We start from the raw sequence: 24,574 nt of genomic DNA, 5'->3' as shown, positions 1-24,574 counted from the left end.
CAGGAATTTTACATATGTTTTACTTCGTCTGGTAAATCGTAAAATGTTGGATGACGATATACTTTGTCTTGAGCAGGCTCAAACATTTCGCCATTATTTTCAGGATTAGATGCTGTGATGTGCTTAGATTCTACCACCCAAATACTAACACCTTCACTTCGTCTTGTGTATACATCACGTGCATTTTCTAAAGCCATATCTTCATCTGCAGCGTGTAAACTTCCGCAGTGTCTGTGTTCTAATCCGTTTTTACTTCTTACGAAGACTTCCCATAAGGGCCAATTTTTTGTTGACATAATTTCTAATGCCTGTGAAAACAGGTATCTTGTTAATTATATTTCTTTTTTCTTTTTTCTTTATGTTCATTTTGTCTTGAAACAAAACGAACCAAAAGTTCAAGTTGAAATGAGGAATTTTTAAAACTTCTTTTAGAGTTTTAAAACCTCAAAATGAAATCTAAATTTTTTCCAAGGCTTCAAAAATTCTTAACGATTTCATTTTTTTATTCTGCATTTCAACGTGGTGATTATTTACTAACTGATTTTTAAATCAAAAGTCATTGCCTATTTAACTTTACTAAACCGCTTGTTTTTCTTTTCGTTCTTGTTTCTTTTCGGCGTGAGCCATTGCTGCATCTCTAACCCATTTTCCATTCTCCCATGCATCAACCCTTGCTTTCATGCGCACTTTATTCATTGGTCCATGACCTTTTACTACTTGCCAGAACTCGTCCCAATCGATTGCTCCAAAATCGTAACTTTTTCTTTCTTCGTTCCATTTTAAATCTGGATCTGGAATAGTTAAACCAATTAGTTCTGCTTGTGGAACTGTTTGATCTATAAACTGCTGACGCAAATCGTCGTTAGATTTACGTTTTAATTTCCATTTCATGGATTGTTCTGTATGTATAGACTCTGCATCTGTTGGACCTAACATCATTAAACTTGGCCACCACCAACGGTTTAAAGCGTCTTGCGCCATTTCTTTTTGTTCTGGTGTTCCGTTAGCCAACTTTATCATTATTTCATAGCCTTGACGTTGGTGGAAACTTTCTTCTTTACATACACGAATCATTGCTCTTGCATATGGTCCATACGACGTATTACACAATGGTACTTGATTAATAATAGCTGCACCATCGACTAACCAACCAATTGCTCCCATATCTGCCCAGGTTATAGTTGGGTAATTAAATATGGATGAATATTTTGCTTTTCCTGTATGCAATTGCTCGTACATTTCTTCTCTAGAAATCCCTAAAGTTTCGGTTGCGGAATATAAGTATAAACCATGTCCTGCTTCGTCTTGTACTTTTGCTAATAATGCAACTTTACGACGTAATGAAGGTGCTCTTGTTATCCAGTTTCCTTCTGGAAGCATTCCTACAATTTCGGAATGCGCATGCTGAGACATTTGCCTAATATGCGTTTTGCGATATTTTTCTGGCATCCAATCTTTTGGCTCGATTTTTTCATCTCTTGCGATACGTGCTTCGAATTGTTTTTCTAAACTTTTTATTTGTTCTTCACTCATAATTTTTAGTATTTAGTGAATAGTTGATAGTAATTAGTGGATTCCTGCTTATGCAGGAATGACAAGTTTTATTTATACGTCGAAATCGACAACTACTTTATCTGATGTTGGTACTGCTTGACAGCTAAGCACCAAATTTTGCGACACTTCTTTTTCGTCTAACGCGTAATTTATTTTCATTTCTACGCTTCCTTCTTTGACTTCACATTTACAAGTACTACAAACGCCTCCTTTACAAGCAAATGGTAAATCTGCTCCAGCTCCTAATGCTGCATCTAAAATATTATCGTACTCTTTGGTCATTGTGAAAGCAAATTCTTTTCCTCCATCAACAATTACAACTTCAATACCTTCAACATCTTGCTGTGCTAAACGCTCTGCACGTTTTATATCTTCTTCTGACAATCCAGTTACGAATAACTCAAAATGCACTAATTCTTTTGGTAATCCTGCGTTTATTAAATACTCACTAACGTAGTTTACCATTTTTTCTGGACCACAAAGAAACACTTCGTTTGTATCTGGAATATCGATAAATGTTTTTGTTAACACTTCCATTTTTTCGTCATCAAAACGCCCATTAAACAACTCGATATCTCGACGCTCTTTGGTTAAGAAATAATAAATTTCTAACCTACCGAAATACTTATTTCTAAGCTGCTCTAACGCCTCTTTAAAGATAATGGATTTTGCGGTTTTATTTACATAAAACAACTTACAAGTTGCATTAGGTTCTGCTGCTAAATGTGTTTTAATCATTGACAACACTGGTGTAATACCACTTCCTGCTGCAAAAAATAGATAGTTTTTTGATGATTTTGAGTTACACTCTACTCCAAATGTACCACTTGGTGCCATGACTTCTAATTGGTCGCCAGCTTTTAATTTTTCGTTTATATAGGTTGAAAACTTTCCGCTAGGAATTAACTTAACCGCTACTTGCCATTTATTATCTAATGGACTAGAGCACAGTGAATACGAACGACGAACGTCTTCCCCATTAATATCTGCTTTAAGGGTTAGATGTTGACCTTGTCTGAAAGAAAACACCTTTTGCAAATCTGAAGGAACATCAAAAGTAATTACTGATGTGTCCTCTGTTTCTTTATATATATCTGCAACTTTTAAGTTGAAAAATTCTGCCATATTGTTTAATTAAAAACGAAACTAACAGTTGTTAGTTAACATGACAAAGTTATAAAATATAATCTAAATTATTTGTTAATGCCATTAATCAAGATCTGGCTTAAGGTATTTGATAAGTCATTAAGGTTAATATCCTCCTTTTTAGGAATCCAAATGTAGAGTGATCGTAAGGTTGTTAGAATAGAAAACATCATCACATCTGGTTTTACATTTACGATCTCTCCCGAAGCAATGCCAGCATTGAGTATACTCCTAAAATCGTTCTCATAATCTGAGCGCAATTTTTGATAATAATCTAACTTTTCTTCTAAATGCATCCAATCATTATTAAGTGATGCCATTCCATAAATATTTTGGCTAGAAATTTTTACGTGTAGTTCAATAATTTTATTTAGTTTATCTATACAATTTTCATTAGAAGCCTGAATTTGCTGCATTCCTTCTGTAAATTCTTCAGCAAGAGAAATAATGATGGTCTTTAGAATGTCTTGTTTAGACTTTATATGGTTATAAAGACTAGCCGCCTTTATACCCATTGCTTTAGCCAAATCTCTCATAGTTACAGCACTATAGCCCTTTTCTTTAAAAAGCTTTGCAGCTACTCTTACAATTTCTTCTTTACGGCTTTCTTGTTTCAAACAACTAAACTCTTTTTATTATTCGTAAATTTAATCAAAAAAGAAACTATGGGATTTTTAGATTTTATTTTTGGCGCTAAAAAGCGTCAAGTTGAAATGTATTTAAAAAATGAAGCCGTTATTTTAGATGTAAGGACACAACGCGAATGGGATGCAGGACACATTAAAAACTCCATTCATATACCTCTAAGCGAATTAAATAACCGTGTTGAAGAGGTAAAACAATTAAACAAACCCATTATAGCTTGTTGCGCAAGTGGAGTACGTTCTGCAAAGGCTGCTAAATTTTTAAATTTAAATAATATCGACGCCATTAATGGTGGTGGATGGATTAGTCTACAATCTAAATTATAGTTTTAAAGACTGCAAACCTTCAATAGAATTTACGGGAGTTTGATTGTACTCTAAAGACCAACCCAAAGAATTGGTAAGTATAAAGAATTTTGAAAGCTCACTAATTAATCTGTTTTGAGCATTAGACTTTAAGTCTGAAGCCTCAATTTTCTTCATTAAAGAGGCATTAACAGTTTCTTTAATTTCATTATAATCTTTCGCTTCAAACTGATTTAAAAAGTCCGCTTGTATATCGTAATATTCAAAATCTGGGCTAATTTTTATTTCTTCTTTTGGTATACTTTTTATTCTTAGTGTTTTTGTTAACTCATCAACTTCGTATTCAATTTTACTAAGATCGTACCCAATAGTAACATCTGCATTTACAATAACAACAGCTTTCTTTTCTGCTTCTAATAAATCTGCAAAAACTGCTTTAGAATTTTTATAAGTGAATACCTCACTAAAATGACCTTCAGTTACCACAAGTTTTCCAACGTTTTTAATTTGCTCTTGTATTAAAGCCGTGTTTTCTTGTAGTACAATTTTGTCTTCTTGTTTATCTCCACAATATTTAAATGTGAATAAAATTACTAATGTAATAATGACGCCAAATAGTGTTTTTCGCATAGGCTAATTTAATGAAAATAGCTTTCAATAGGTGTTAAATATAACGTTTTTAAATCCTATTTTTTTGCTTTACATCGGCGATGACAGTACGTCAACTATGAAAAACGTAAAACAACTTTGATTTTTTTTAACTACGCTAATAGTATATACCTTAGAGATATAATATGCTGATATTTATGTGTTAGAACTAAATAACAAACCCTCAAATTTTAAAAGCTAATATTATGATTAAATCCATTTGTTCCCTACTCGTCCTATTTTCTACTGTAATTATTAATGGCCAAAATGCTATTCTGTTAAAAAACTTTAACCCTAAAGCTGAAGACCTAAAACATAGTCTAAATAGCACAAAAGATAGTTTGATATTAGAATATAAAAAAGCTATCCTAAATGTTGAGATTTTTAATGAAGATTATGAAAAATTAATACCTATTGAGAATTCTCAAGCTCAGATTTCTTTAAGCGATCTTCCTGCAGGAAAATTTGTAATTAACACAATATTAGAGGATAAAACTATTGTTATGGGTCTATTAAAACGCGACCCTATTAATAACGCAAACACTTCTAAGGTAATGCAGGGTGAAAAAGAAATTGCTGAGGGAAAAGGTATGATGCTAGACGAAAGTTTAAATGTTATAAAAAGATCTCCAAAACATAGTATAGAATACATCTTAACAAGAGGGAAATCTAAAAAACATGCTAAAAAAAGTCAAAAATTCTTTTGGGTTTCTCTTAAGGTGAATAATGAAAGTGGGTCTAGTAGAACGATGAGATTGGTAAATAAAGAGACTGTTGAAAAAATGATTTTTAAAAATAAAAAGGAGCATAATAACCCAACTATGAGATTCAATGAATTAACTGTTTGGGAAGTTTATAATACTACAAAATTTATGGAGCTTCAAATGGCTAATTCCGACTTTATAAATTCTACTAGCTCAGAGTATTTTAATGTTATTCCGTATTATAAATCTGAAAATAATTCGAATGATCTTTAATGAATTGAATTAATTTCTTCCTCACAATCAATAGCCTAGTTGATGTTTTTATAATAATATAGTGCAGCACATTATATATGTTGATTCTTTATTAATATGAATTAAACCACTCTACACCAACCGGTTTAAATAGTAACTTTTTACTTTTTGTACCCTTTTTATTGACTTACATCGAACCACTAAACACGTCAACCAAAAAAAAATGCAAAACATCTTAAATTTAAAATTAGTACAGTAAATGATTATACATTTGTAGGGTAAACAGTACATATTCTTAAAAATAGAATATAAATGTTTCGTTTGTTTCCCAAAAACAAAACCTACTTATTATGAGAACACTATGCACTGCCGTATTTTTGCTATTGACTATCTTTTCTTATAGTCAAAAATCTACATTATTACAGAATGTTAATATTAGAGCAAAGGAATTAAAACACCATTTAAACAAAACAGAAGATAGTCTTATCCTAGAAGGAGAACGCACCATCTATAAAGTTGAAATTTTTAATAGAGATTTTGAACGCACTATTGTTGTAAAAGATTCTAAAGTAAAAATTCCTTTAAAAGATATTCCTGTAGGGCGTTTTGTAGTGGAAGCTGTTTTACCAGACAGGCTTGTTGTTATAACACTTTTAAGAAACGAATCATTAAATCAACCGTTAAACAGACCTCTACCTAAGCGAAAAATATCGCTTTTTGGAGATGCTCCTTTAGCGTCAAACGAGCCTAAAATCACACCAAAAAAGAAAGCAATAGAGCCAAAAATAGCAGAGGTTGTAAAAAAAGCAAATGCCATTGCTAAAAAACCAACAGTTGCTATAAAAAAATCTTCAATCATTGATGCAGCTGTAATCGATATAAAAAGAAAAGCTAGAAGTACAAAATCTTCAACTTCAGATGGTACATTAGAAAACTCAACTGGTAAATCTGTACAATCTTATTGGATTGTTTATAAGACAAATAATAGTCATGGTGGTGGTAGACAAATGAGGTTTGGTGACGAAGAATTGGTAAACAAAATGATTTCACATATTAACCTAGACAGAAGAACAGTTGCAGGTAGAGATAATGAATTAATTGTATGGGAAATCTATGACGTTTCAGCATTTTTAAAATATAAAATGAGGAACCCAGATTTTAATCAACCAGCAGATTGTTTTAATGCAGTACCTTACTTTAAATCTGAAAAAGGTACAAGCGAACCTGAACCTAAACCTTAATAGTTCTACTTTTTAAGCTCTAATTTCTCGGCAAAATAATCACAGAAATCTTTCATAGTGGCTGTCATTTTTTCGTCTTGTGTTGCCCTTAAAAAAGTATCACTCATAGTTACCAATGTTTGATGAAAAAATAGTTTCATTTCATCTACAGGCATGTCTTTTGTCCATAAATCTATTTTTAGAGTCTCTTGAGCATTACTGTCCCAAACAGACAACATTATTGCTTTAGCTTCTTCATTACTAACGCCTCCATCTTGTGCAGACCATTTAAGTTTTTCTGGCACTCGGTTTTCATCGAGTTCTACGTTTAATTCTATCTTAGAGTGTATGGTTTTAGACATTACTTTTTTGGTTTAAATTTTGCATTATTAAAAATTTCCTCTGGCTCTTTTTGTAAAATAGTCATTAGATCTTCATTAGATTTATCAGCATAAGCTTTTACAATTTGCCAACCGATATACTGCCCTAATCGACCAGGAGAATCATTATCTAATTCTAAATAAAACTTAGAAAATGGTGCATCAGCAATAAAGCGATTTGGCAATTTATTATCTGTGCTAAACAGTAGTTCTTTTTCAATAAAATAACTCCATATTTGGCTTTCATTAGCTTCTGCCCATTTTATCTTCTCTTCCGTGTATCCTATTCTTTCAGCATCTGTTTTAAAAGGAATAATAACATCTTTAAAATAGAGTAACTTTCCGAAATAAATCATTTCGTCTAAAAAGGTCTTTCTATTAGATTGAGACACGTACTTTTTAGCATAAGCCTCTGCTAAATTCACAACAATTTGCTCTTTATTAAAATTTTCAGCTAAATACTCAGGTATTCCACCATCTACATAAAACCTATGATCTTGTCCCAAATAATTATCTAATGCCACCAAAGCAATTGTATCTGTTACAATTACCTTATCTCTATATTGAACATAATTTGTTAATGTTACAACTCTTGGCACTGTAAACACTTTATCATAGTATTTTATGTGCTGAAACATACTCACTAATTCCTCTTTAGTTCGTTTAAAATCTTGAAACGTTTTATTGACTTCTTGTAGAATTTCATTTTGGAGAGTATCTTCTAATCTATTTATCCAAATAGAATCTGGTGTATGTTTAGAAAACAAAAAGGGATAAGCTTTCTTTAGTTTTGGCAAATCGCTTGGTTTTGCATTGAGTTCGGCTAAATCAAATCGTTCTAAAACAAAATCTGCTTCTATGTTAGCAATTTCCTTTTCAACTTTAGATTCCTCATTACAAGACACAAACGTTAATCCTAATATTAATATTAGGTAAATTCTTATGTGCATTTGGTAAAACATTTTTAATCCTAACACGTTTCCGTTATTTTTGTTGTGCAAAGGTACACTTCTTTGTTTTAAAAATTAAAAATTATGCAAACAGAAAAGGTTGTAAATCACATCGTAGATTGGTTAAAAAATTATGCTACAAATGCTAAAGTTAATGGTTTTGTTATAGGTATATCTGGTGGTATAGATTCTGCTGTAACCTCAACACTCTGTGCTAAAACTGGCTTAGATTTATTATGTATAGAAATGCCAATTCACCAAGCAGCAAGTCATGTAACCAGAGCACAAGAACATATTGCGCAGTTAAAAGAACGATTTTCTAACGTTAAGGACGCTCGCGTAGTTTTAACCCCTGTTTTTGAAGAATTTAAAACAGAAGTAAGTCTCGACGGTAAGCAAGAAACTGTAGATATGGCCTTGGCAAACACCAGAGCACGTTTACGTATGACCACGTTATATTACCATGCTGGTTTATTAGGATTGCTGGTAGCTGGAACTGGAAATAAAGTTGAAGATTTTGGAGTGGGTTTTTACACCAAATATGGAGATGGCGGAGTTGATTTAAGTCCGATTGCCGATTTATTAAAATCTGAAGTATACGAATTAGGTGAATTTTTAAACGTACCAGATTCTATAATGAAAGCGGCTCCTAGTGATGGTTTATTTGGTGATGCACGTAGTGACGAAGACCAAATTGGTGCATCTTATCCAGAATTAGAATGGGCTATGCAAATGAAAGACGAAGGTAAAACTGCAGAAGATTTCTCTGGAAGACAACGTGATGCTTTTAAGATTTTTATGAGATACAATAGATCTAATACTCACAAGATGATCCCTATACCAATTTGTGAAATTCCTAAAAATTTAAAATAATATTTGCTTTTTATCGAATAAATTAGTAAACCCTCTTAGTTTTTCTTAATTTTACGTAACAAATCTCCACTAAACACTGACTTATTTTTTTGTTATTATATTAATTAACCCTAACCAAAAAAATCAATTATCATGATACATATTCTGATTGTTGACAGTCATCCTATTGTAAGAACTGGTTTAGAACTATATTTAAATAGCAAACCAGACCTTAAAGTAGTAGGAAAATTAAGTAGTGGTATCGAAATCTTCGAATTTGTAAGACGCAACAAAGTAGATGTTATCATTTCTGAAGTCGATTTGCCAGAACTAAATGGCATTACTGCTCTTAGAGCTATTAAAAAAGAAAATAAATCTATTAATGTTTTAATGTTTAGCCACCAACCAGAAGAGATTTATGCTATTAGCACTCTCAAAGCTGGTGCATCTGGTTATCTAAATAAAACGGCTGATGTAGAAACAATAGAAGCAGCTGTAAGAAAAATTCATTCTGGCGATGTTTCTCTCAGTGAAAAAATGGATAAACACTTACGTTATGAAGATACACGAAAGAGCCGAAGCCGAATGTTTAAAAAGCTTTCTACTAGAGAGGTAGAAGTATTAAAATTACTGTCTATCGGTAGAAAAAATAAAGAGATTGCGCAAGAGTTAGATATTAACGAAAAAACAGTTAGTACTTATAAAGCTAGACTTTTTAAAAAATTAAATGTTACTAATATTGTAGATTTAATACATCAAGCAAAACATCACAATCTAACATAAGGTTAGCCACCAATAACTTTACCAAGCTTACGAGATAACAACATTTTTAAGGCTAGATAATCTTTTACATCTTCAATAATTGACCTTGTATCAGACGGTTCTCTTAGTGTTTCGTTTTTATACTCTGCTACTTTTTGGTCTATTAAATAACACCTTAAACTCAAAATAGTTTGACTAACTAATAAGGCTACAGAATGCTCCTTTTCTTTAGGAATAATTTGATTACGTTCCCAGTCATGAAGATTGTATTTTTCATCCTCCATTAAGATACTAGTTACTGTACTAGCATCTTCTTGATCTAGATTATTTATAAAATCTTTAGTCGAAAAATTTTCGTCTTGGTTTAACTTATCTATTATAGCATAATAAAGTGTCTTAAATTTCTCATTAGAAAACATCATTTCATCTTCCTGAAGGTCTAAATAAATTTTCTCAAACACTCTAGTTTCTTGTAAAGTTGGCTCTAGAATTAGATCGCCTGTAGCTTCATCTTCCTTTAAGATTAAATCTTCAAACTGCTCAGTTCTTTCACCATAAAGCATTAAAATTTCTATAATTTTTCTTTCAAGTTCGTATTGAACATCAACCTTTTGTTTTTTCTGTGGCTCGTTCTTTACAACCTGAAAAGCTGTTTGCTCTTGTTTAAATTTTTTATTAGCTTCTTGAAAATCTTTCTTACTAATTTGCGCCAACGTACTAAATAATACATTTTCACTGATGTCCATAATACGCGCACATTCTTGTATATAAATTTCGCGCTTTATAGAATCTGGAATTTTAGCAATACTGTTTACAATTTCTCGTATCGTTTCAGCTTTTTTTATAGGATCATTATTAGCCTCCTTAACCAAAAGCGACGCTTTAAATTGAATAAAATCTTTAGCGTTTTCATTTAGATATGCATTAAGCTCCTCTAGCGTATTAGATTTTGAAAAACTATCTGGATCTTCACCATCTGGAAACGTACATACCTTTACATTAACTCCCTGTTCTAAGATTAAATCTATACCACGAATAGAAGCTCTAATACCAGCTGCATCACCATCAAAAAGCACTGTAATATTATTGGTTAGTCTATTAATAAGGCGTATTTGATCTGAAGATAATGCTGTACCAGATGATGATACAACATTCTTAATGCCTGTTTGGTGAAATTGAATAACATCTGTATAACCTTCTACCAGATAACAATTATCTTCTTTAGCTATGCTTTGCTTTGCAAAATACAAACCGTATAAAATTTTACTTTTATGGTAAATTTCACTTTCTGGTGAATTTAGATATTTTGCTGCCTTTTTATCATTAGTTAAAATACGTCCACCAAAGCCAAGAATACGACCGCTCATACTATGAATTGGGAACATTACTCTACCCTTGAACCTATCAAATCGTTTCTCTTCCTTTACAATGGTAAGCCCAGTTTGTTCAAGAAAATTAATATTATAACCCTTACCAAGCGCATCATCTGTAAAGGCTTGCCACTCATCTAAAGAGTAGCCTAATTGAAACTTTTTAATCGTTTCTTCTGTAAATCCACGCTCTTTAAAATAGCTTAAACCAATAGATTTGCCTTGATCTGTATTGTGTAGTATTTTTTGAAAGTATTCATTAGCATATTCACTTACCAAATACAAACTCTCTCTGGCATTTTGTTGTGCCTTTTCCTCGTCTGTTCGCTCGGTTTCTTCAATTTCAATATTGTATTTTTTAGCTAAGTATTTTATAGCTTCTGGATAAGTAAAATGCTCATGCTCCATTAAAAACGTCACAGCATTACCACCTTTACCACTCGAAAAGTCTTTCCAGATTTGCTTTACTGGAGAGACCATAAAACTTGGAGAACGTTCATCACTAAAAGGACTTAAGCCTTTAAAGTTACTACCCGATTTTTTTAGCTGTACGAAATCACCAATAACCTCCTCTACGCGAGCGGTTTCAAATACTTGTGCTATGGAATTTTGTGAAATCAATTTTTCTGTCATTCCGCTCTTAGTGCGGAATCTATTTTTAAGTTATTAGTATACTTTGATTTCCTGCATCACTTCAATTTCGCTCAGTGACCATTGCAAGAATGACAAGTTTGTAAATTTAAGATATTCTATTTGTATTAAAAATTAATAACCCAAATTAACTTGACTTTCTCATTTGAAACAGCGAACTTCGTATAACGACTGATATAAGTCATTAAAACAGACTCATATCACTAAAGTTGGCATTAATTCGCATATCAGAATAAATGAGCTTTCTTTTACAATAAAGTAATACTAGTCTGAAAATAAAAAAACTATCCAATCACCCATAAACAATACATTGACAAATTAATGTCGTGTAAATGACGTACAAAAAACGTGGCAATAACTAGACTTTGACGGCACATTAAAATTACTTAAGCTATATATTTGAAAAAATTAAAAATAACTTCTAAATGAGAAAAATAGAATTTTCTAATGCTGTTAAGAAAATTAGAACCGAAAAAGGATTATCACAAGAGGATTTATCTGAAAAGTCTGAATTAAGCTTAAGAACAATTCAACGATTAGAAAATGGTAAAAGTGAACCACGTGGAGACACATTAAAAAGGTTGACAAATGCTTTAGAATTACCTGCTAATTATTTTAATAATATTTTGTTTGAGAATAAAAGCAATAAAAAATCATTCAAAACCCCTTGGTTCATATTAGGTTTTCTAATTATTGGAGGTTCATCCGGTTTTATTTTAAGCTTAATTCTAGCTAGCACAGGAATTATACCCTATAATGAATTCAGTCTACCATTTGTTATTGCAATTACAATATTTTTTACTGGAATTGGTGTTATAACTGGAAACATTATAGAAAAGAAATATGGAAAATAATCATCTTTTAGATTTAAAAACACCAAAATTATCAATAATGAAATATATTAAGACTTTTTCTTTAATCTTTTTTTGTATCTCTTTTACATCTTGTATTCAAAAAAATAATCTATCTGCTGAAATTGTCGGACTTGGAAATGACACTATTTATATAGAAAGCTATAAAATTTCAAATATTGAAGAAGACCCTATTATTGACACTATTTATTCTAAAAACGGAAAATTCTTCTATGACTTACCAGTAAACGAAGCTATTATAAGTATAGTAACGCCAAGAAAAGCAGAATATACCCGATTAGATAAAAGTCCATATAGACCACTTGAAAAATCAATACTTCTAATATTAAAACCAGAAGATAGAATTTCAGTAAAAGGAAAGCTTGAAAAACTGAATCTTAAATATCAAGCTAAAGGTTCAGAAATTAATGAAGAATATAGTGATAATAGAAATGAGTATGTTGCTTCTCTAATAGAAAAATCAAAAATTGAATTAGAAATAGACTCGTTAATGTTTAATAATGGAAATAGAGAAAAAATTAATAGCCTATTTAAAAAGCGTAAAGAATACTCTATAATAGCAAGCAATTTTCAATTAAATTATATCAATAATAATTTAGACAAAAGCCTTTCTGCCTACTATTTATCAAAACAATCATTAGATACCATAGGGAAATATTTTAAAAAATTAGACAAGTCTGTAAAAGAAGGTACATTTGAGAATCTTTTAAAATATCAATTTACTAGATTTCAAAAATATACAAAAGTCAGAGAGGCTGAATCAAGAATTAAATTAGGAGGAAAAGCACCTGAATTTTCCTTAAAATCTATAAACGAAGAACATTATTCAGTAGACTTCTCACAAAACAAATTTACGATACTCGATTTTTGGGGTAGTTGGTGTGCACCTTGTATTTCTGGATTTCCAAAAATGAAAAAACATTTTGAAAAATACAAAAATCGAATTGAGTTTATTGGCATAGCTTGTAATGATACAGAAACAAAATGGAGAAATGCGGTTAATGAATACGAATTAAAATGGAAAAACCTTTTCAATGACAATGCACTTGACAAAGATGTTTCTGTTAAATATGCTGTAAAAGGTTATCCAACAAAAATAATAATAAATTCAAGTGGAATCATAGAAGGAATATTTAATGGAGAAGGAGAAGATTTCTATAATAGACTAGATGAATTAATGAAAAATTAAAAAACTAATGCCAACAACATATATAATTTATTGCTAGTTCTCGCCTACTTACGAAAATCCTCGCGGATTTTCTATTCGGTTTTTATTTGCTAAATTAGGTGCTTATACACGCAACAAACCATATACAACAACGTTATACGAGATCAACAAAAAGCCTCAATCCATTTCTAGATTAAGGCTTTTAACACTCAAAAATTGGTTGATTTAATCCATATCAAAACGGACACCGACTGAAATATTATTTTGATCTATTACTTGATCTTTAAACAATGGGTTAAGATCGTACTTTACATATAAAGCTATATCACCTAGAGCCACATAGCCACTTACACCATATACAAACTCATTCACTTCAAAACCTCCACGTTGTTTATCTTTAATTCTATTACCATCTTCTTTATACTTTAGTTTTTGCATGCTACCTATATTTAAACCTGCATAACCTCCTAAACCAACTTTTAATTTATTGTAAGTTGAATATCTAAAATAATCTTTCTTTTCTATTTTTTTAGATGGCCCAAATTCTAGGTGGACAGGAAAAACTAAATTTGTTGTTCTAAATTTTGCTTTGCTTATATCCGACGGAAACTCTTGCAATGAAATTTCACCATCTGTATTTACTAAGTAATTGTTATCCTTAATATCAAACTTGTTCCACTGAAATGAAAAACCATACTTTATTCTCCAAAAATTTGTATTATCGAAGATTCTAGTTTTCCAGGCGTAACCTAATTCCATAAAGCCAGAACCCCAAACTTTATAAGGTGAATCATCAATATCTTGCCCATCGATTAAGGCATTATTAAGTCCAAAAGCAAATACAATATCTTCAGTGGTTCTTCTATCGTATTTTCTAGGTTTGTCTTTAGATTTTTCACCAAAATAAATAAAGCTTTCATTAGTATCTTCACCTCCACCTATTCTAAACACAAAACCATCATCACCCGAATCGTATTTTCTATATTGGTATGCGTCGTAACCATTTCTTTTTAACAAATCTATTCTCTGATCTATTATTGCCCTTCTATTTTCAATATTAAGAGCTGCAACTTTTGCTGCTTCTTTTTTTAGATTTTCAGCTTCTTCTGCCGTGATTTCTTTATTATCTAACCGCTTATTAATCTTTGTTATTTTTAATTTTAAAATACCTTTTTCCTGCTCTTCAATTTCAGCCTTATCTTCTTCTAATAGACTGATTTTATGATCTACTTTTTCTTTTCTAATTGAATCTAATTCTTTGTTTTGTCCATGTACTGTAGCAAATGTTAGTGATATTACTAAGTAAACTACTAATCTTGTAATTGTATTCATAACTGTTCGTTTTTTGATTTATTGATGTTTAATTTGATTCTTGTTTTTGGTTCTCATAATGAGATCCCTTTTTTCAAAGGGACTTAGTTATTACGATCTGCGACTGCTGTTTTTACAGTTTTATAACTTTCTTTTATCGCTTCGTATACTTTACTTCTAAAGGATTGTCCCATATCTTCTTCTACACTCATTAGTAATGCATTAGCATCAACTGTCATAGATGAATTTTTTAATAATTTATCATTGAAAAGTTCTTTACTTGCAACCTTTAATAGTGAATCTATTTCTTTGTCTGTTACAGTTATGTTTTCAGCATTAAATTCACTTTTTGCTTTTGCAACTGCATTTTTCATTACTGCCTCATCTAATAGATTATTAACTTCTTTATTAATCTCATCCTCTTGTTTAAAATTGCTGTTTTTAGTCTCCAAATTGTTTTGAACTGCAAGTTTTGTTTCTACTTTAGACTTTTTTTGAGTTACTTTTTTATAATCTATAATTTGTGGTTGTTTAATAATTTGCGAGTCTTCTTTTTTCTCTTCAAAATCATTTTCTTCATTTACTAACTCTATAGATTTTGTTTCATTTAGCTTTTGTTCTTTATTATCTTTAAGTTGTTCTTCAACTTCATCTTTAACTACTTGAGGCATAACTTCATTAGTTTCATTTCCTCCAAAAAACTGTGCAGATAACGCTATCATAATTATAATCGCTGCTGCTATACTTAACCACCAAAAGATTGGGTTTTTAGACTTTTTATTATCCTTATCTAAACGCTCAGATAATTTATCCCAACTTTCTGATGATGGCAACAATGTGCGCTTTTCGAGCTTGTCTTTTATATTTTCTTCAAATTTAATTGGTGCCATAACTACTGTTATTTAATTCTTTTATTTTCTTTTGAAGCATTTGTCGGGCTTTAAATAATTGCGATTTTGATGTCCCTTCAGAGATGTTCAATAATTCTGCAATTTCATAGTGTTTATAACCTTCTATAGCATACATTACAAACACCATTTTATATCCTTCTGGCAAACTATCTATTAGCTGCTGTATTTCTGCAACTTCAATATTTGTGTTAATATTATTAGAGTAATCGTGCTCTAAATATTCATCTTCTGCAGCAAACTCTATTTGCTTTTTTTGTCTTAAAAACGATATGGCTTCTCTTACCATAATACGTCTTATCCAACCTTCAAAACTACCTTCGTTTTTAAATGATTTTAAATATTTAAATACTTTAAAAAACCCATTTAACATTACTTCTTCTGCTTGGTGTACGTCTTTTATATAGTATCTACATACACTTAGCATTTTTGGCGCATGCAACTCATACAACACATGTTGTGCTTCGCGATTTTGTTTCGCGGCTCTCTGTATTAGTTTCGTTTCGTTTTTATGAAGTTGAATAACTTTCATTAAATTGATTTGTGTTGCGCTTCTATTTATAAAGACGCAATTTTATTACCATGGGTTGTCTGGAAAGTGAAAAATAATTAAAATAATTTTTAACTATTTGATAACAAGGTATTTAATTTATTTTTTTCTATCAATAACGTAATCTACCATAAGCTTTAAAGATGCTTTGTATTCGGATTCTGGGTGTTTTTCTAATAGATCTAGAGCTTCTTTTTGAAATGCTTTCATTTTTGAAACCGCATATTCTAAGCCTCCGTTAGACTTTACAAAATTGATAACCTCCTTTACACGCTTTTTATCCTTGTTATGATTTTTAATGGAATTAATAAGCCAAGACTTTTCTTTCTTAGTACAGTTATTTAAAACATGGATTAAAGGCAATGTCATTTTTTGTTCCTTTATGTCTATACCAGTTGGTTTTCCTATAGCCTCTTCACCATAATCAAACAAATCATCTTTAATTTGAAACGCCATGCCTATAAGCTCTCCAAACTTACGCATAGTTTCTACCTCAGGAGAATTTGGTTTTACAGAAGCAGCACCTAAACTACAGCAGGCAGCAATTAGGGTTGCCGTTTTTTGTCTTATAATATCGTAATAAATAGCTTCCGTAATATCTAGTTGCCTGGCTTTTTCGATTTGAAGTAATTCTCCCTCACTCATTTCGCGCACAGCAACAGAGATAATTTTGAGTAAATCAAAATCATTATTATCTATTGAAAGTAATAACCCTTTTGATAACAAATAATCACCTATTAGTACAGCAATTTTATTTTTCCAAAGTGCATTTATAGAAAAGAAACCGCGTCTTCGGTTACTATCATCCACTACATCATCATGAACTAATGTAGCTGTATGAATTAACTCTATAACCGAAGCACCTCTATATGTACGCTCACTAACCTCTCCATTATTCATCATTTTAGCAACCAAAAACACAAACATTGGTCGCATTTGTTTGCCTTTACGGTTTACAATGTAATGAGTTATTCTATTGAGAAGTGCAACCTTACTAGCCATAGAGAGTTGAAACTTTTGTTCAAAAAGTTCCATCTCATAAGCAATTGGTTGTTTTATTTGTTCGGTTATTTTCATTTAATATTAAAAACAATGCAAAATTACGAATAAACACGCTTTAAATTACTAAAAGCTCAATTAGTAGTACTTTAACATTATTAATGAACATTTATTTGTAATTTTAATTCTATTAATCAATTCATTGAACTTATGAAAAAAATTACTTTACTAGTATTAGCTTTATTAGCTTTTCAATTTAATTACGCGCAGGATTCTTGTGCTACTTCTGGTACAGCCGCGGTTGGAGTAACTTCTGTTGGTGCTGTCGATGGGACTGCGGATAATAGTTGTGCTTGGGATACACCAGGGACTTTTGGTGAATGGTATACCTATACTGCTACTATTGATGGTATCGCAACAGTATCATCTGATTTACCTCAAAATGATGGTATTACTAATAGTGACGATACAAGATTGAGCATATTCACTGGCGCATGTGGAAGTTTAACCTGCCTTGGTGGTAGCGATGATGTTAGTGATATTAATTATCTAACAACAACTAGTTTTACTATAGAATCTGGAACTACATATTATCTGCATTGGGATGATCGTTGGTCTGCATTACCATTTGATTTTGAATTAACTGAAGAAATTGTTAATTGTCCTAATGGCAATTTACCATATGCAGACGATTTTACAGATCCAAACACATTATTAGTCTGTTGGGAAAATATCGATGACGATGGTGATGGACAGGCTTGGTTTACGGCGGATTATGATTCTAATGGTGATGATTTACCTGACGGAAATCCAATGTTAGGTTCTGCATCATATGACAACAATACTGGTGCCTTAACTCCTGATAATTGGCTTATTTCTCAGGCTTTGGATTTGTCCTCTTATTCAACTAGTGACAACATCAATCTAACGTGGGATGCACGAGGAGTGGATGTTAATTTTGCTGATGAAAATTATACGGTTTATGTTGCTAACAGTAACCAAATTGTAGATTTAGCTGCAAGCTCAACTACATTTAATGAAATTGTTGGTCAAAATGGTGGTGCAGGAACATTTGTAAGCAGATCTCTAGATATTAGTGCACTTGCTGGCCAAGCTGCAGTATACATCGCTTTTAGACATCATAATGTAACTGATGAATTTGTATTGAATATAGACAATATCGCCGTTAGTGCGATACTGGGAGTAAATGACTTCGATTTAAACACATTTACTTATTATTATAATAAAGATATTGAGGTGCTTAATTTAGAGTCTTCAAATGTTGCGATGACGAGCATAGAAATATATTCTATTTTAGGTCAAAGTGTTATCTCAAGATCATTGGAAAATGCAACTGAATCTATCGATATTTCTTCTTTAAATAATGGAGTTTATCTAGCAAAAGTTAATATAGATGGTAATTTCAAAACGATTAAGTTTGTTAAAAATTAAATCATATAAATAGATTATAAAAAAAGCGACCAAATGGTCGCTTTTTTTGTTCTTAACTCTTATTAGCCAACTGCCCACAAGCTGCATCAATATCCTTTCCTCTACTTCGCCTTACGGTTACTGTAATATTGTTTGCTTCTAAAACATTTACGTACATATCTATCGCTTTTGAATTGGCTTGTTGAAACTCGCCATCGTCAATAGGGTTGTACTCAATAAGATTAACTTTACTTGGTGCAAATTTGCAGAATTCCACTAAGGCATCAACGTCTTTTCTTTTATCGTTAATACCATCCCAAACGACATACTCATAGGTAATTCTATTTTTTGTCGCCGCGTACCAATATTGTAATGCTTCTCTTAAATCATTTAGCGGAAAGGTTGCATTAAAAGGCATAATTGAAGTTCTCACTTCGTCTATTGCAGAATGTAAAGAAACAGCTAGCTTAAATTTTACGTTATCATCTGCCATTTTCTTAATCATTTTTGGCACACCAGATGTTGACACTACAATACGTTTAGGCGACATCCCTAAACCTTCTGGAGATGTAATTTTATCTATGGCTTTAAGTACGTTATTATAATTCATGAGTGGTTCTCCCATTCCCATAAACACAATATTACTCAAAGGTCTGTTGTGGTATAATCTACTTTCGTTATCAATAGCAACAACCTGATCGTAAATTTCATCTGGATTTAGATTTCGCATTCGTTTTAGCCTTGCTGTTGCACAAAACTTACAATCTAAACTACAACCCACTTGAGAAGACACACAAGCTGTTGTACGTGTTGCTGTTGGAATTAAAACTGATTCTACAATTAAATCATCATGAAGTCTAACAGCATTCTTAATTGTACCATCAGAGCTACGTTGCATCTGATCTACTTTAATATGATTAATTACAAAATTATCTTGAAGCATTTGTCGAGTTTCTAAAGACACGTTAGTCATATCTTCAAAACTATGCGCAGATTTTTGCCACAACCATTCGTATACTTGATTACCTCTAAAAGCTTTATCTCCTTGCTTTACAAAGAATTCTCTTAGTTGCTCTTTAGTTAATGCACGTATGTCTTTTTTCTTTACTTCCATTTAATGCAAAAGTACTTAAATGATATGGGTTTTTTCTTAAAACAAAAAAAGCCTCATCTAAGAGGCTTTTCTATATGATTTATTATTCTTAATTAGATGATAAGCATAGCATCTCCATAAGAATAGAATTTATACTTTTCTTTTACCGCTTCTTCGTACGCCTTTTTCATAAAATCATGACCAGCAAAAGCAGATGTCATCATTAACAATGTAGATTTTGGTGTATGAAAATTAGTAATCATACAATTAGCAATACTAAAATCGTAAGGTGGAAATATGAACTTATTTGTCCAACCATCAAATTCATTCAATCTTCCGTTAGATGATACAGAACTTTCAATAGTACGCATTGATGTTGTACCTACGGCACAAACACGTTTTTTATTATCAATCCCTTTATTTATTTTTTCTGCTGCTCTTGGTGTTATAACAATCTCTTCACTATCCATCTTATGCTTAGATAAATCCTCAACTTCTACAGGATTAAAAGTACCTAAACCAACATGCAATGTTACTTCTGCCATTTCTACACCTTTAATTTCTAAACGCTTTAATAAGTGTTTAGAGAAATGTAAACCTGCAGTTGGTGCTGCAACAGCTCCTTCATTTTTGGCAAAAATTGTTTGGTAACGCTCTTCATCTTCTGGCTCAACTTCTCTCTTAATGTATTTAGGTAAAGGAGTTTCACCTAATTCGGTTAATTTTCTTCTAAAATCTGTATAAGATCCATCATAAAGAAAACGTAAAGTACGACCTCTAGAGGTTGTATTATCAATTACCTCTGCAACCAAAGTTTCATCATCACCAAAATAAAGCTTATTACCAATTCTTATTTTACGAGCAGGATCTACTAAAACATCCCAAAGACGCTGATCTTGGTTTAACTCACGTAATAAAAATACTTCGATACGTGCTCCTGTTTTTTCCTTGTTTCCGTATAAACGCGCTGGAAAAACTTTTGTGTTGTTTAAAATCATCACGTCACCTTCATCAAAATAGTCGATAATGTCTTTAAATTGCTTGTGCTCAATAGTTTGTTTTTCTCTATTTAACACCATTAATCTAGACTCATCTCTGTGTTCTGCAGGATGTTCGGCTAATAATTCTTCTGGTAAATCAAAATTAAAGTGTGATAATTTCATGTGTATTTTTTATTTTTTTAACGAAGTTGCAAATATACAATCTCGACATAGGCCTTGTCAAGTAAATAGGTGTTTATTTTAAATTGAAACCAATCTCCTTAAAATCCTCCCAAAATTGTGGGTACGATTTACTTACCACATCTGCATTTTTAATAATAATAGAAGTTTTTAGCCCTAGTGGTGCAAATGCCATCGCCATTCTATGGTCATTATATGTATTTATTGAAATATCACTTTTTATTTCTTTTGAAGCATTTACTTTTAATGACGCTTCAGTAATATCTATTTCTGCTCCTAATTTTTCTAGTTCAACCTTAAGAGCTACCAAACGATCTGTTTCTTTAATCTTTAGTGTATGCAATCCTGTCATATAGCATTCTACACCAAGACCAAAAGCAGTAACCGCAATAGTTTGAGCAATATCTGGAGCATCACTAAGGTGAAATTCCAAATTTGAAGTTTGTGCTTCTTCAACTTTTACTAATCTAATACTATGCGCATCAAAATGAGTAGCAACACCAAAGCTTTGATATATTTTAGCCAAAACCGAATCACCTTGCAAGCTATGTTTCTTATAAGATGATATGGTAATCTCTGTTCCGATATCGCTTAGAGCTATGATACTATAAAAATAAGATGCTGAAGACCAATCGGACTCTACGACCAAAGTTTGAGGTAAAAGTTTTGTAGTGTTTGGTTTAACTGTAATTTTATTTTCAACAAAACTGGTTTCAACACCAATTTCGTTGAGTAAACTTAATGTCATTTTAATATAGGGAACAGAAGTTATTTTGCCATTTAGAGTTAACTCCAAGCCATTATCTAATTTTGAAGCAATTAGCAAAAGTGCCGAAATATATTGGCTACTAACGTTAGCTTCTAAACTTACTTTATGCTTACTAAGTTTTTTACCTATTATTTTTAAAGGAGGAAAACCTTCGTTTTCTACGTACGAAATATCAGCGCCCAAACTTAACAAAGCATCTACCAAAATTTTTATTGGTCGCTCTTTCATACGAGAAGAGCCTGTAATTACAACTTCTTCACCATTTTGTGTCGCTAAATAAGCTGTGAGAAATCGCATTGCTGTACCAGCATGATGAATATCTATAATAGATTCTTTTGTAGCCAATGCTTTTTGCATTAATACAGAATCGTCGGAATTAGATAAGTTGTTTATATTAATTTGAGGGTACAATGCTTGTAATAACAACAATCGATTAGACTCACTTTTTGAGCCTGTAATTTTAATCTCTTGATGATTATAAAGCTTAGATTTTTGGATACTAATGTCCATGAGAAAACGCTAAAATAAAATGAAGCTACAAATCTACTTTAATTTCTCGTTATTATGATGCCTATCGTGATCGCGTTTTGCTTTTTTATCCATTTTTTTATCAAATGCGTGTTGTAAATCTATTCCTGTTTGGTTGGCTAAGCACAAAACTACAAACATAACATCAGCAAGTTCTTCACCTAAATCTTTATCCTTGTCGCTTTCTTTTTCGCTTTGCTCGCCATAGCGACGAGCAATGATACGTGCTACTTCACCGACTTCTTCGGTAAGTTGTGCCATATTGGTAAGTTCATTGAAGTATCGCACTCCGTGTTCTTTAATCCAATCGTCAACTTCTACTTGTGCGTTTTTGATATTCATAATTAGGCTTTAGTTAATACAATTTGCTCTGCTTGTTTTTCTACAATTTTAGAATAAAAATCTTTAAAATCTTTATAATCTGCAGGTAATATAAGTGGATTATTTATTTCTAACTGAACACTAAGCTGTAAATATTTTCCATTTTCTTTTGCTATATATGTAAACTTAGCTTCCCCTGCCTTAAACTCCATTCCTCTATTCTCTGGAAGTGATTCTACTTTATAGCCCTCTGGTAACATAATATTTATCTTATATTTATCTGCAAAAGGTATTACAAAGTCTATAGGATATTTACGCTCTTCTAATTTAAAAGGGCTTTCTTTGATCGCTAAGAAAAGGAGTGGCGAAAAATAGAGTTTATCACCTATCTCATCTACACCATCTGACAATTTATAATTGTAAGTTACTTTAACTGGCTGACTATTATCATTACCGCTTTCATAATTTAATTCACTAATCTCTATATCACCTTTATTAGATTCAAGAGATTTAATGTGCTCTTCATTAGTATGGTTAAAATATTTTTTTCTGTAGTCCAATGCTCGATAAAATGTCATGTTTTTTCTAACTTTTCCCGAAACACTGTAATCATCCTCTATTTTGATATTTAAAGCTGTAGCATCAATTGAATTATTATTTGCAATTAGATCAACCCATTTATTGGATCCTTCTTCTAAAACTACCAAACCTTGCCAATTGAGCACTCTTTTAGGAAGTAGGTTATTAATAGCATGAGGTTCGGTTGCATCTATAAATAGGTGGTTTGAGCCAATTTTCACCATACATATTACATAATTAAACCCATTTTTAGTTGGGAATAGTGGCACTCCATTATTTCTTGTACTTACTAAAACTGGATTTGCGTCTATACCTCGAGAACGCAACATGGAAACGACTAAAAGATTAATATCTGCAACATTACCTTCTCCTTGTTTATATGCTTCTCTAATGCCTTTTTGTGTATACTTTCCGTATTGGTTATTCCATTTTACTTTAGATTTAACATAATTCTCGACTAAATTGGTCACCTTTAGCTCATCAACCGTATCTCCCAAAAGTTCATTTAAATCTTTTTTATAAAAACCTTTTTTTTCCGATTCTAATCCAAACCTACTACTCTCAGAAATAGTTTTAGATATTTTTTCCCAACTTGCTGAAAAATCTCTGGATACTGTACCATACTGGGTTAAAGTTCCTGATAACTCAAAATTTAATTTAGCTCTATAGTTATTAACATTTCCTGAAAAAGGTTCTGTTTCTAATGAAGGAACATCATTTTCTAAGATTTTAATAACTCTATCGTAATTAACCTGCATACCCTTATTTTCTGAATAATCTAGGTATTTTAGTTTAGGCTGAAAATGTGACTTAGGATTTAAAACCGTATTATATTTATAAGTTTTTGGCTTACTTATTAATACATCTAATTTTTTTATCGGAATACTATATTGCAACGCTACTTCATCAATTGCCAAATAAGGAGATATTATAGAGTACTTATATTCTATAATTGATCCTTTTTGTACATTAGGGAACGTGAAAGAAATGGCTTTAAAATATTTTGACATATTCTCCTCAAATATTCCATCATCCTTTAAATTCTCTATTTTGATTGCTCCATTTACATAATTATATGTAGAACCTGTTAGATCAACTAGTTTTTCTCCTCTACTTCTAGTTTCAAATAAAGTTACTTTCCTAGTTGCCCATTCAAACCCTTCTTTATCATATATTTTAATCCTTACATGAACATCCCTCTTTTGTTTTAATCCACTAGTTTGATTATGTTCAAAATCTATTGTCTCCTTAAGGTATAAAATGGCTGCATGAGCTGATGAATCTTGTGAGTAGTAATTTTCTTGTAATTCTTCAATAGAAACGGAACCAAACTCAATATTTTGACCTGTTATTGTATTGATCAATAATAATGTAACTAATATTATGAAATATCTCAAAGTATAAGTTTTTAAGGTAATTTTAATT

25 protein-coding genes are annotated in these 24,574 nt (G+C 31.5%); 8 read left to right on the top strand and 17 right to left on the bottom strand.

Going from position 1 to position 24,574, the window contains the following annotated elements; genetic code table 11:
* Positions 1–8: 8 nt before the first annotated feature.
* The 4 genes from paaB to H8K90_RS13940 all read right to left on the bottom strand — a co-directional run bounded on the left by paaB (position 9) and on the right by H8K90_RS13940 (position 3,317).
* A complete protein-coding gene (paaB, locus tag H8K90_RS13955; protein ID WP_173280079.1) occupies positions 9–296 on the bottom strand; it encodes a 1,2-phenylacetyl-CoA epoxidase subunit PaaB in 288 nt (95 codons plus the stop codon).
* A gap of 280 nt (positions 297–576) precedes the next feature.
* Positions 577–1,533: a 1,2-phenylacetyl-CoA epoxidase subunit PaaA gene (gene paaA / locus H8K90_RS13950; protein WP_186846610.1), complete on the bottom strand. Its 957-nt coding sequence runs from the start codon at positions 1,531–1,533 to the stop codon at positions 577–579.
* A gap of 72 nt (positions 1,534–1,605) precedes the next feature.
* Positions 1,606–2,679, bottom strand: a complete 1,074-nt coding sequence (locus H8K90_RS13945) for an FAD-binding oxidoreductase (RefSeq protein ID WP_186846609.1) — start codon at positions 2,677–2,679, stop codon at positions 1,606–1,608.
* Positions 2,680–2,747: 68 nt separating this feature from the next.
* On the bottom strand, positions 2,748–3,317 hold the full coding sequence (locus H8K90_RS13940; RefSeq protein ID WP_186846608.1) for a TetR/AcrR family transcriptional regulator: 570 nt from the start codon (positions 3,315–3,317) through the stop codon (positions 2,748–2,750).
* 48 nt (positions 3,318–3,365) lie between these two features.
* Here H8K90_RS13940 and H8K90_RS13935 point away from each other — a divergent pair, with 48 nt between their 5' ends.
* Entirely contained in the window at positions 3,366–3,671 is a 306-nt protein-coding gene (locus tag H8K90_RS13935; protein ID WP_186846607.1) for a rhodanese-like domain-containing protein, read from the top strand.
* On the opposite strand, the gene H8K90_RS13930 is transcribed toward H8K90_RS13935, so the two are convergent.
* Positions 3,666–4,280: a DUF4230 domain-containing protein gene (locus H8K90_RS13930; RefSeq protein ID WP_186846606.1), complete on the bottom strand. Its 615-nt coding sequence runs from the start codon at positions 4,278–4,280 to the stop codon at positions 3,666–3,668. The two genes, H8K90_RS13935 and H8K90_RS13930, sit on opposite strands and share 6 nt — an antisense overlap.
* Positions 4,281–4,504: 224 nt before the next feature.
* On the opposite strand from H8K90_RS13930, the gene H8K90_RS13925 reads away from it, so the two are divergent.
* Both H8K90_RS13925 and H8K90_RS13920 read left to right on the top strand, forming a co-directional pair.
* Positions 4,505–5,275, top strand: a complete 771-nt coding sequence (locus H8K90_RS13925; protein WP_186846605.1) for a hypothetical protein — start codon at positions 4,505–4,507, stop codon at positions 5,273–5,275.
* Between the two features lie 329 nt (positions 5,276–5,604).
* Positions 5,605–6,495, top strand: a complete 891-nt coding sequence (locus H8K90_RS13920) for a hypothetical protein (protein WP_186846604.1) — start codon at positions 5,605–5,607, stop codon at positions 6,493–6,495.
* 5 nt (positions 6,496–6,500) lie between these two features.
* On the opposite strand, the gene gldC is transcribed toward H8K90_RS13920, so the two are convergent.
* Both gldC and gldB read right to left on the bottom strand, forming a co-directional pair.
* Positions 6,501–6,836 carry a gliding motility protein GldC gene (gene gldC, locus H8K90_RS13915; RefSeq protein ID WP_186846603.1) on the bottom strand — a complete coding sequence of 112 codons (336 nt, stop codon included), beginning with the start codon at positions 6,834–6,836 and terminating at the stop codon, positions 6,501–6,503.
* Entirely contained in the window at positions 6,836–7,804 is a 969-nt protein-coding gene (gene gldB, locus H8K90_RS13910; protein ID WP_222611365.1) for a gliding motility lipoprotein GldB, read from the bottom strand. The genes gldC and gldB overlap by 1 nt, the downstream gene beginning before the upstream one ends.
* An 84-nt stretch (positions 7,805–7,888) precedes the next feature.
* Between gldB and nadE the strand changes: the two genes are divergently transcribed.
* Positions 7,889–8,677, top strand: coding sequence for an NAD(+) synthase (gene nadE / locus H8K90_RS13905; protein WP_186846601.1), 789 nt, complete (start codon positions 7,889–7,891; stop codon positions 8,675–8,677).
* 132 nt (positions 8,678–8,809) lie between these two features.
* Positions 8,810–9,439: a response regulator gene (locus H8K90_RS13900; RefSeq protein ID WP_186846600.1), complete on the top strand. Its 630-nt coding sequence runs from the start codon at positions 8,810–8,812 to the stop codon at positions 9,437–9,439.
* A 2-nt stretch (positions 9,440–9,441) separates the two neighbouring features.
* Here the strand turns inward: H8K90_RS13900 and dnaG are convergent, their stop codons facing one another.
* Complete coding sequence (dnaG, locus tag H8K90_RS13895) at positions 9,442–11,409, bottom strand: DNA primase (RefSeq protein WP_186846668.1); 1,968 nt, start codon at positions 11,407–11,409, stop codon at positions 9,442–9,444.
* A gap of 455 nt (positions 11,410–11,864) precedes the next feature.
* Here dnaG and H8K90_RS13890 point away from each other — a divergent pair, with 455 nt between their 5' ends.
* Positions 11,865–12,293, top strand: a complete 429-nt coding sequence (locus H8K90_RS13890) for a helix-turn-helix domain-containing protein (RefSeq protein ID WP_186846599.1) — start codon at positions 11,865–11,867, stop codon at positions 12,291–12,293.
* Between the two features lie 37 nt (positions 12,294–12,330).
* Entirely contained in the window at positions 12,331–13,500 is a 1,170-nt protein-coding gene (locus H8K90_RS13885; RefSeq protein WP_222611364.1) for a thioredoxin-like domain-containing protein, read from the top strand.
* Between the two features lie 204 nt (positions 13,501–13,704).
* On the opposite strand, the gene H8K90_RS13880 is transcribed toward H8K90_RS13885, so the two are convergent.
* The 4 genes from H8K90_RS13880 to H8K90_RS13865 all read right to left on the bottom strand — a co-directional run bounded on the left by H8K90_RS13880 (position 13,705) and on the right by H8K90_RS13865 (position 17,325).
* A complete protein-coding gene (locus tag H8K90_RS13880; protein ID WP_186846597.1) occupies positions 13,705–14,811 on the bottom strand; it encodes a coiled-coil domain-containing protein in 1,107 nt (368 codons plus the stop codon).
* Positions 14,812–14,894: 83 nt separating this feature from the next.
* The gene (locus tag H8K90_RS13875; protein ID WP_186846596.1) at positions 14,895–15,680 is read right to left on the bottom strand and encodes a hypothetical protein; all 786 of its coding nucleotides are present in this window, start codon (positions 15,678–15,680) and stop codon (positions 14,895–14,897) included.
* Positions 15,667–16,230, bottom strand: a complete 564-nt coding sequence (locus H8K90_RS13870; RefSeq protein ID WP_186846595.1) for an RNA polymerase sigma factor — start codon at positions 16,228–16,230, stop codon at positions 15,667–15,669. The genes H8K90_RS13875 and H8K90_RS13870 overlap by 14 nt, the downstream gene beginning before the upstream one ends.
* Positions 16,231–16,347: 117 nt before the next feature.
* Positions 16,348–17,325 (bottom strand): polyprenyl synthetase family protein, encoded by a 978-nt coding sequence (locus tag H8K90_RS13865; protein ID WP_186846594.1) that lies wholly within the window; start codon positions 17,323–17,325, stop codon positions 16,348–16,350.
* Positions 17,326–17,457: 132 nt separating this feature from the next.
* Between H8K90_RS13865 and H8K90_RS16905 the strand changes: the two genes are divergently transcribed.
* The gene (locus H8K90_RS16905) at positions 17,458–18,699 is read left to right on the top strand and encodes a T9SS-dependent choice-of-anchor J family protein (RefSeq protein ID WP_222611363.1); all 1,242 of its coding nucleotides are present in this window, start codon (positions 17,458–17,460) and stop codon (positions 18,697–18,699) included.
* A 52-nt stretch (positions 18,700–18,751) separates the two neighbouring features.
* Here the strand turns inward: H8K90_RS16905 and rlmN are convergent, their stop codons facing one another.
* The 5 genes from rlmN to H8K90_RS13835 form a co-directional block, all read right to left on the bottom strand.
* The gene (gene rlmN, locus H8K90_RS13855) at positions 18,752–19,792 is read right to left on the bottom strand and encodes a 23S rRNA (adenine(2503)-C(2))-methyltransferase RlmN (RefSeq protein ID WP_186846593.1); all 1,041 of its coding nucleotides are present in this window, start codon (positions 19,790–19,792) and stop codon (positions 18,752–18,754) included.
* 92 nt (positions 19,793–19,884) lie between these two features.
* The gene (gene queA, locus H8K90_RS13850) at positions 19,885–20,934 is read right to left on the bottom strand and encodes a tRNA preQ1(34) S-adenosylmethionine ribosyltransferase-isomerase QueA (protein ID WP_186846592.1); all 1,050 of its coding nucleotides are present in this window, start codon (positions 20,932–20,934) and stop codon (positions 19,885–19,887) included.
* Positions 20,935–21,007: 73 nt separating this feature from the next.
* A complete protein-coding gene (locus H8K90_RS13845) occupies positions 21,008–22,231 on the bottom strand; it encodes a 3-phosphoshikimate 1-carboxyvinyltransferase (RefSeq protein ID WP_186846591.1) in 1,224 nt (407 codons plus the stop codon).
* A gap of 33 nt (positions 22,232–22,264) precedes the next feature.
* On the bottom strand, positions 22,265–22,591 hold the full coding sequence (locus tag H8K90_RS13840; protein WP_186846590.1) for a nucleotide pyrophosphohydrolase: 327 nt from the start codon (positions 22,589–22,591) through the stop codon (positions 22,265–22,267).
* A gap of 2 nt (positions 22,592–22,593) precedes the next feature.
* Positions 22,594–24,546 carry a DUF3858 domain-containing protein gene (locus H8K90_RS13835; RefSeq protein WP_186846589.1) on the bottom strand — a complete coding sequence of 651 codons (1,953 nt, stop codon included), beginning with the start codon at positions 24,544–24,546 and terminating at the stop codon, positions 22,594–22,596.
* Between the last annotated feature and the right edge of the window lie 28 nt (positions 24,547–24,574).

Origin of the sequence: Winogradskyella echinorum, assembly GCF_014297365.1 — a bacterium.
Lineage (GTDB): Bacteria > Bacteroidota > Bacteroidia > Flavobacteriales > Flavobacteriaceae > Winogradskyella > Winogradskyella echinorum.
The sequence above is the reverse complement of the archived record's forward strand: the minus strand, read 5'-3'. Positions and strand labels throughout refer to the sequence as shown.

Bases quoted from the DNA above. Each gene is read 5' to 3' on its own strand.
- paaB (WP_173280079.1), bottom strand. From the start codon at position 296: ATGTCAACAAAAAATTGGCCCTTATGGGAAGTCTTCGTAAGAAGTAAA.
- paaA (WP_186846610.1), bottom strand. From the start codon at position 1,533: ATGAGTGAAGAACAAATAAAAAGTTTAGAAAAACAATTCGAAGCACGT.
- H8K90_RS13945 (WP_186846609.1), bottom strand. From the start codon at position 2,679: ATGGCAGAATTTTTCAACTTAAAAGTTGCAGATATATATAAAGAAACA.
- H8K90_RS13935 (WP_186846607.1), top strand. From the start codon at position 3,366: ATGGGATTTTTAGATTTTATTTTTGGCGCTAAAAAGCGTCAAGTTGAA.
- H8K90_RS13930 (WP_186846606.1), bottom strand. From the start codon at position 4,280: ATGCGAAAAACACTATTTGGCGTCATTATTACATTAGTAATTTTATTC.
- H8K90_RS13925 (WP_186846605.1), top strand. From the start codon at position 4,505: ATGATTAAATCCATTTGTTCCCTACTCGTCCTATTTTCTACTGTAATT.
- H8K90_RS13920 (WP_186846604.1), top strand. From the start codon at position 5,605: ATGAGAACACTATGCACTGCCGTATTTTTGCTATTGACTATCTTTTCT.
- gldC (WP_186846603.1), bottom strand. From the start codon at position 6,836: ATGTCTAAAACCATACACTCTAAGATAGAATTAAACGTAGAACTCGAT.
- gldB (WP_222611365.1), bottom strand. From the start codon at position 7,804: ATGCACATAAGAATTTACCTAATATTAATATTAGGATTAACGTTTGTG.
- nadE (WP_186846601.1), top strand. From the start codon at position 7,889: ATGCAAACAGAAAAGGTTGTAAATCACATCGTAGATTGGTTAAAAAAT.
- H8K90_RS13900 (WP_186846600.1), top strand. From the start codon at position 8,810: ATGATACATATTCTGATTGTTGACAGTCATCCTATTGTAAGAACTGGT.
- H8K90_RS13890 (WP_186846599.1), top strand. From the start codon at position 11,865: ATGAGAAAAATAGAATTTTCTAATGCTGTTAAGAAAATTAGAACCGAA.
- H8K90_RS13885 (WP_222611364.1), top strand. From the start codon at position 12,331: ATGAAATATATTAAGACTTTTTCTTTAATCTTTTTTTGTATCTCTTTT.
- H8K90_RS13880 (WP_186846597.1), bottom strand. From the start codon at position 14,811: ATGAATACAATTACAAGATTAGTAGTTTACTTAGTAATATCACTAACA.
- H8K90_RS13875 (WP_186846596.1), bottom strand. From the start codon at position 15,680: ATGGCACCAATTAAATTTGAAGAAAATATAAAAGACAAGCTCGAAAAG.
- H8K90_RS13870 (WP_186846595.1), bottom strand. From the start codon at position 16,230: ATGAAAGTTATTCAACTTCATAAAAACGAAACGAAACTAATACAGAGA.
- H8K90_RS13865 (WP_186846594.1), bottom strand. From the start codon at position 17,325: ATGAAAATAACCGAACAAATAAAACAACCAATTGCTTATGAGATGGAA.
- H8K90_RS16905 (WP_222611363.1), top strand. From the start codon at position 17,458: ATGAAAAAAATTACTTTACTAGTATTAGCTTTATTAGCTTTTCAATTT.
- rlmN (WP_186846593.1), bottom strand. From the start codon at position 19,792: ATGGAAGTAAAGAAAAAAGACATACGTGCATTAACTAAAGAGCAACTA.
- queA (WP_186846592.1), bottom strand. From the start codon at position 20,934: ATGAAATTATCACACTTTAATTTTGATTTACCAGAAGAATTATTAGCC.
- H8K90_RS13845 (WP_186846591.1), bottom strand. From the start codon at position 22,231: ATGGACATTAGTATCCAAAAATCTAAGCTTTATAATCATCAAGAGATT.
- H8K90_RS13840 (WP_186846590.1), bottom strand. From the start codon at position 22,591: ATGAATATCAAAAACGCACAAGTAGAAGTTGACGATTGGATTAAAGAA.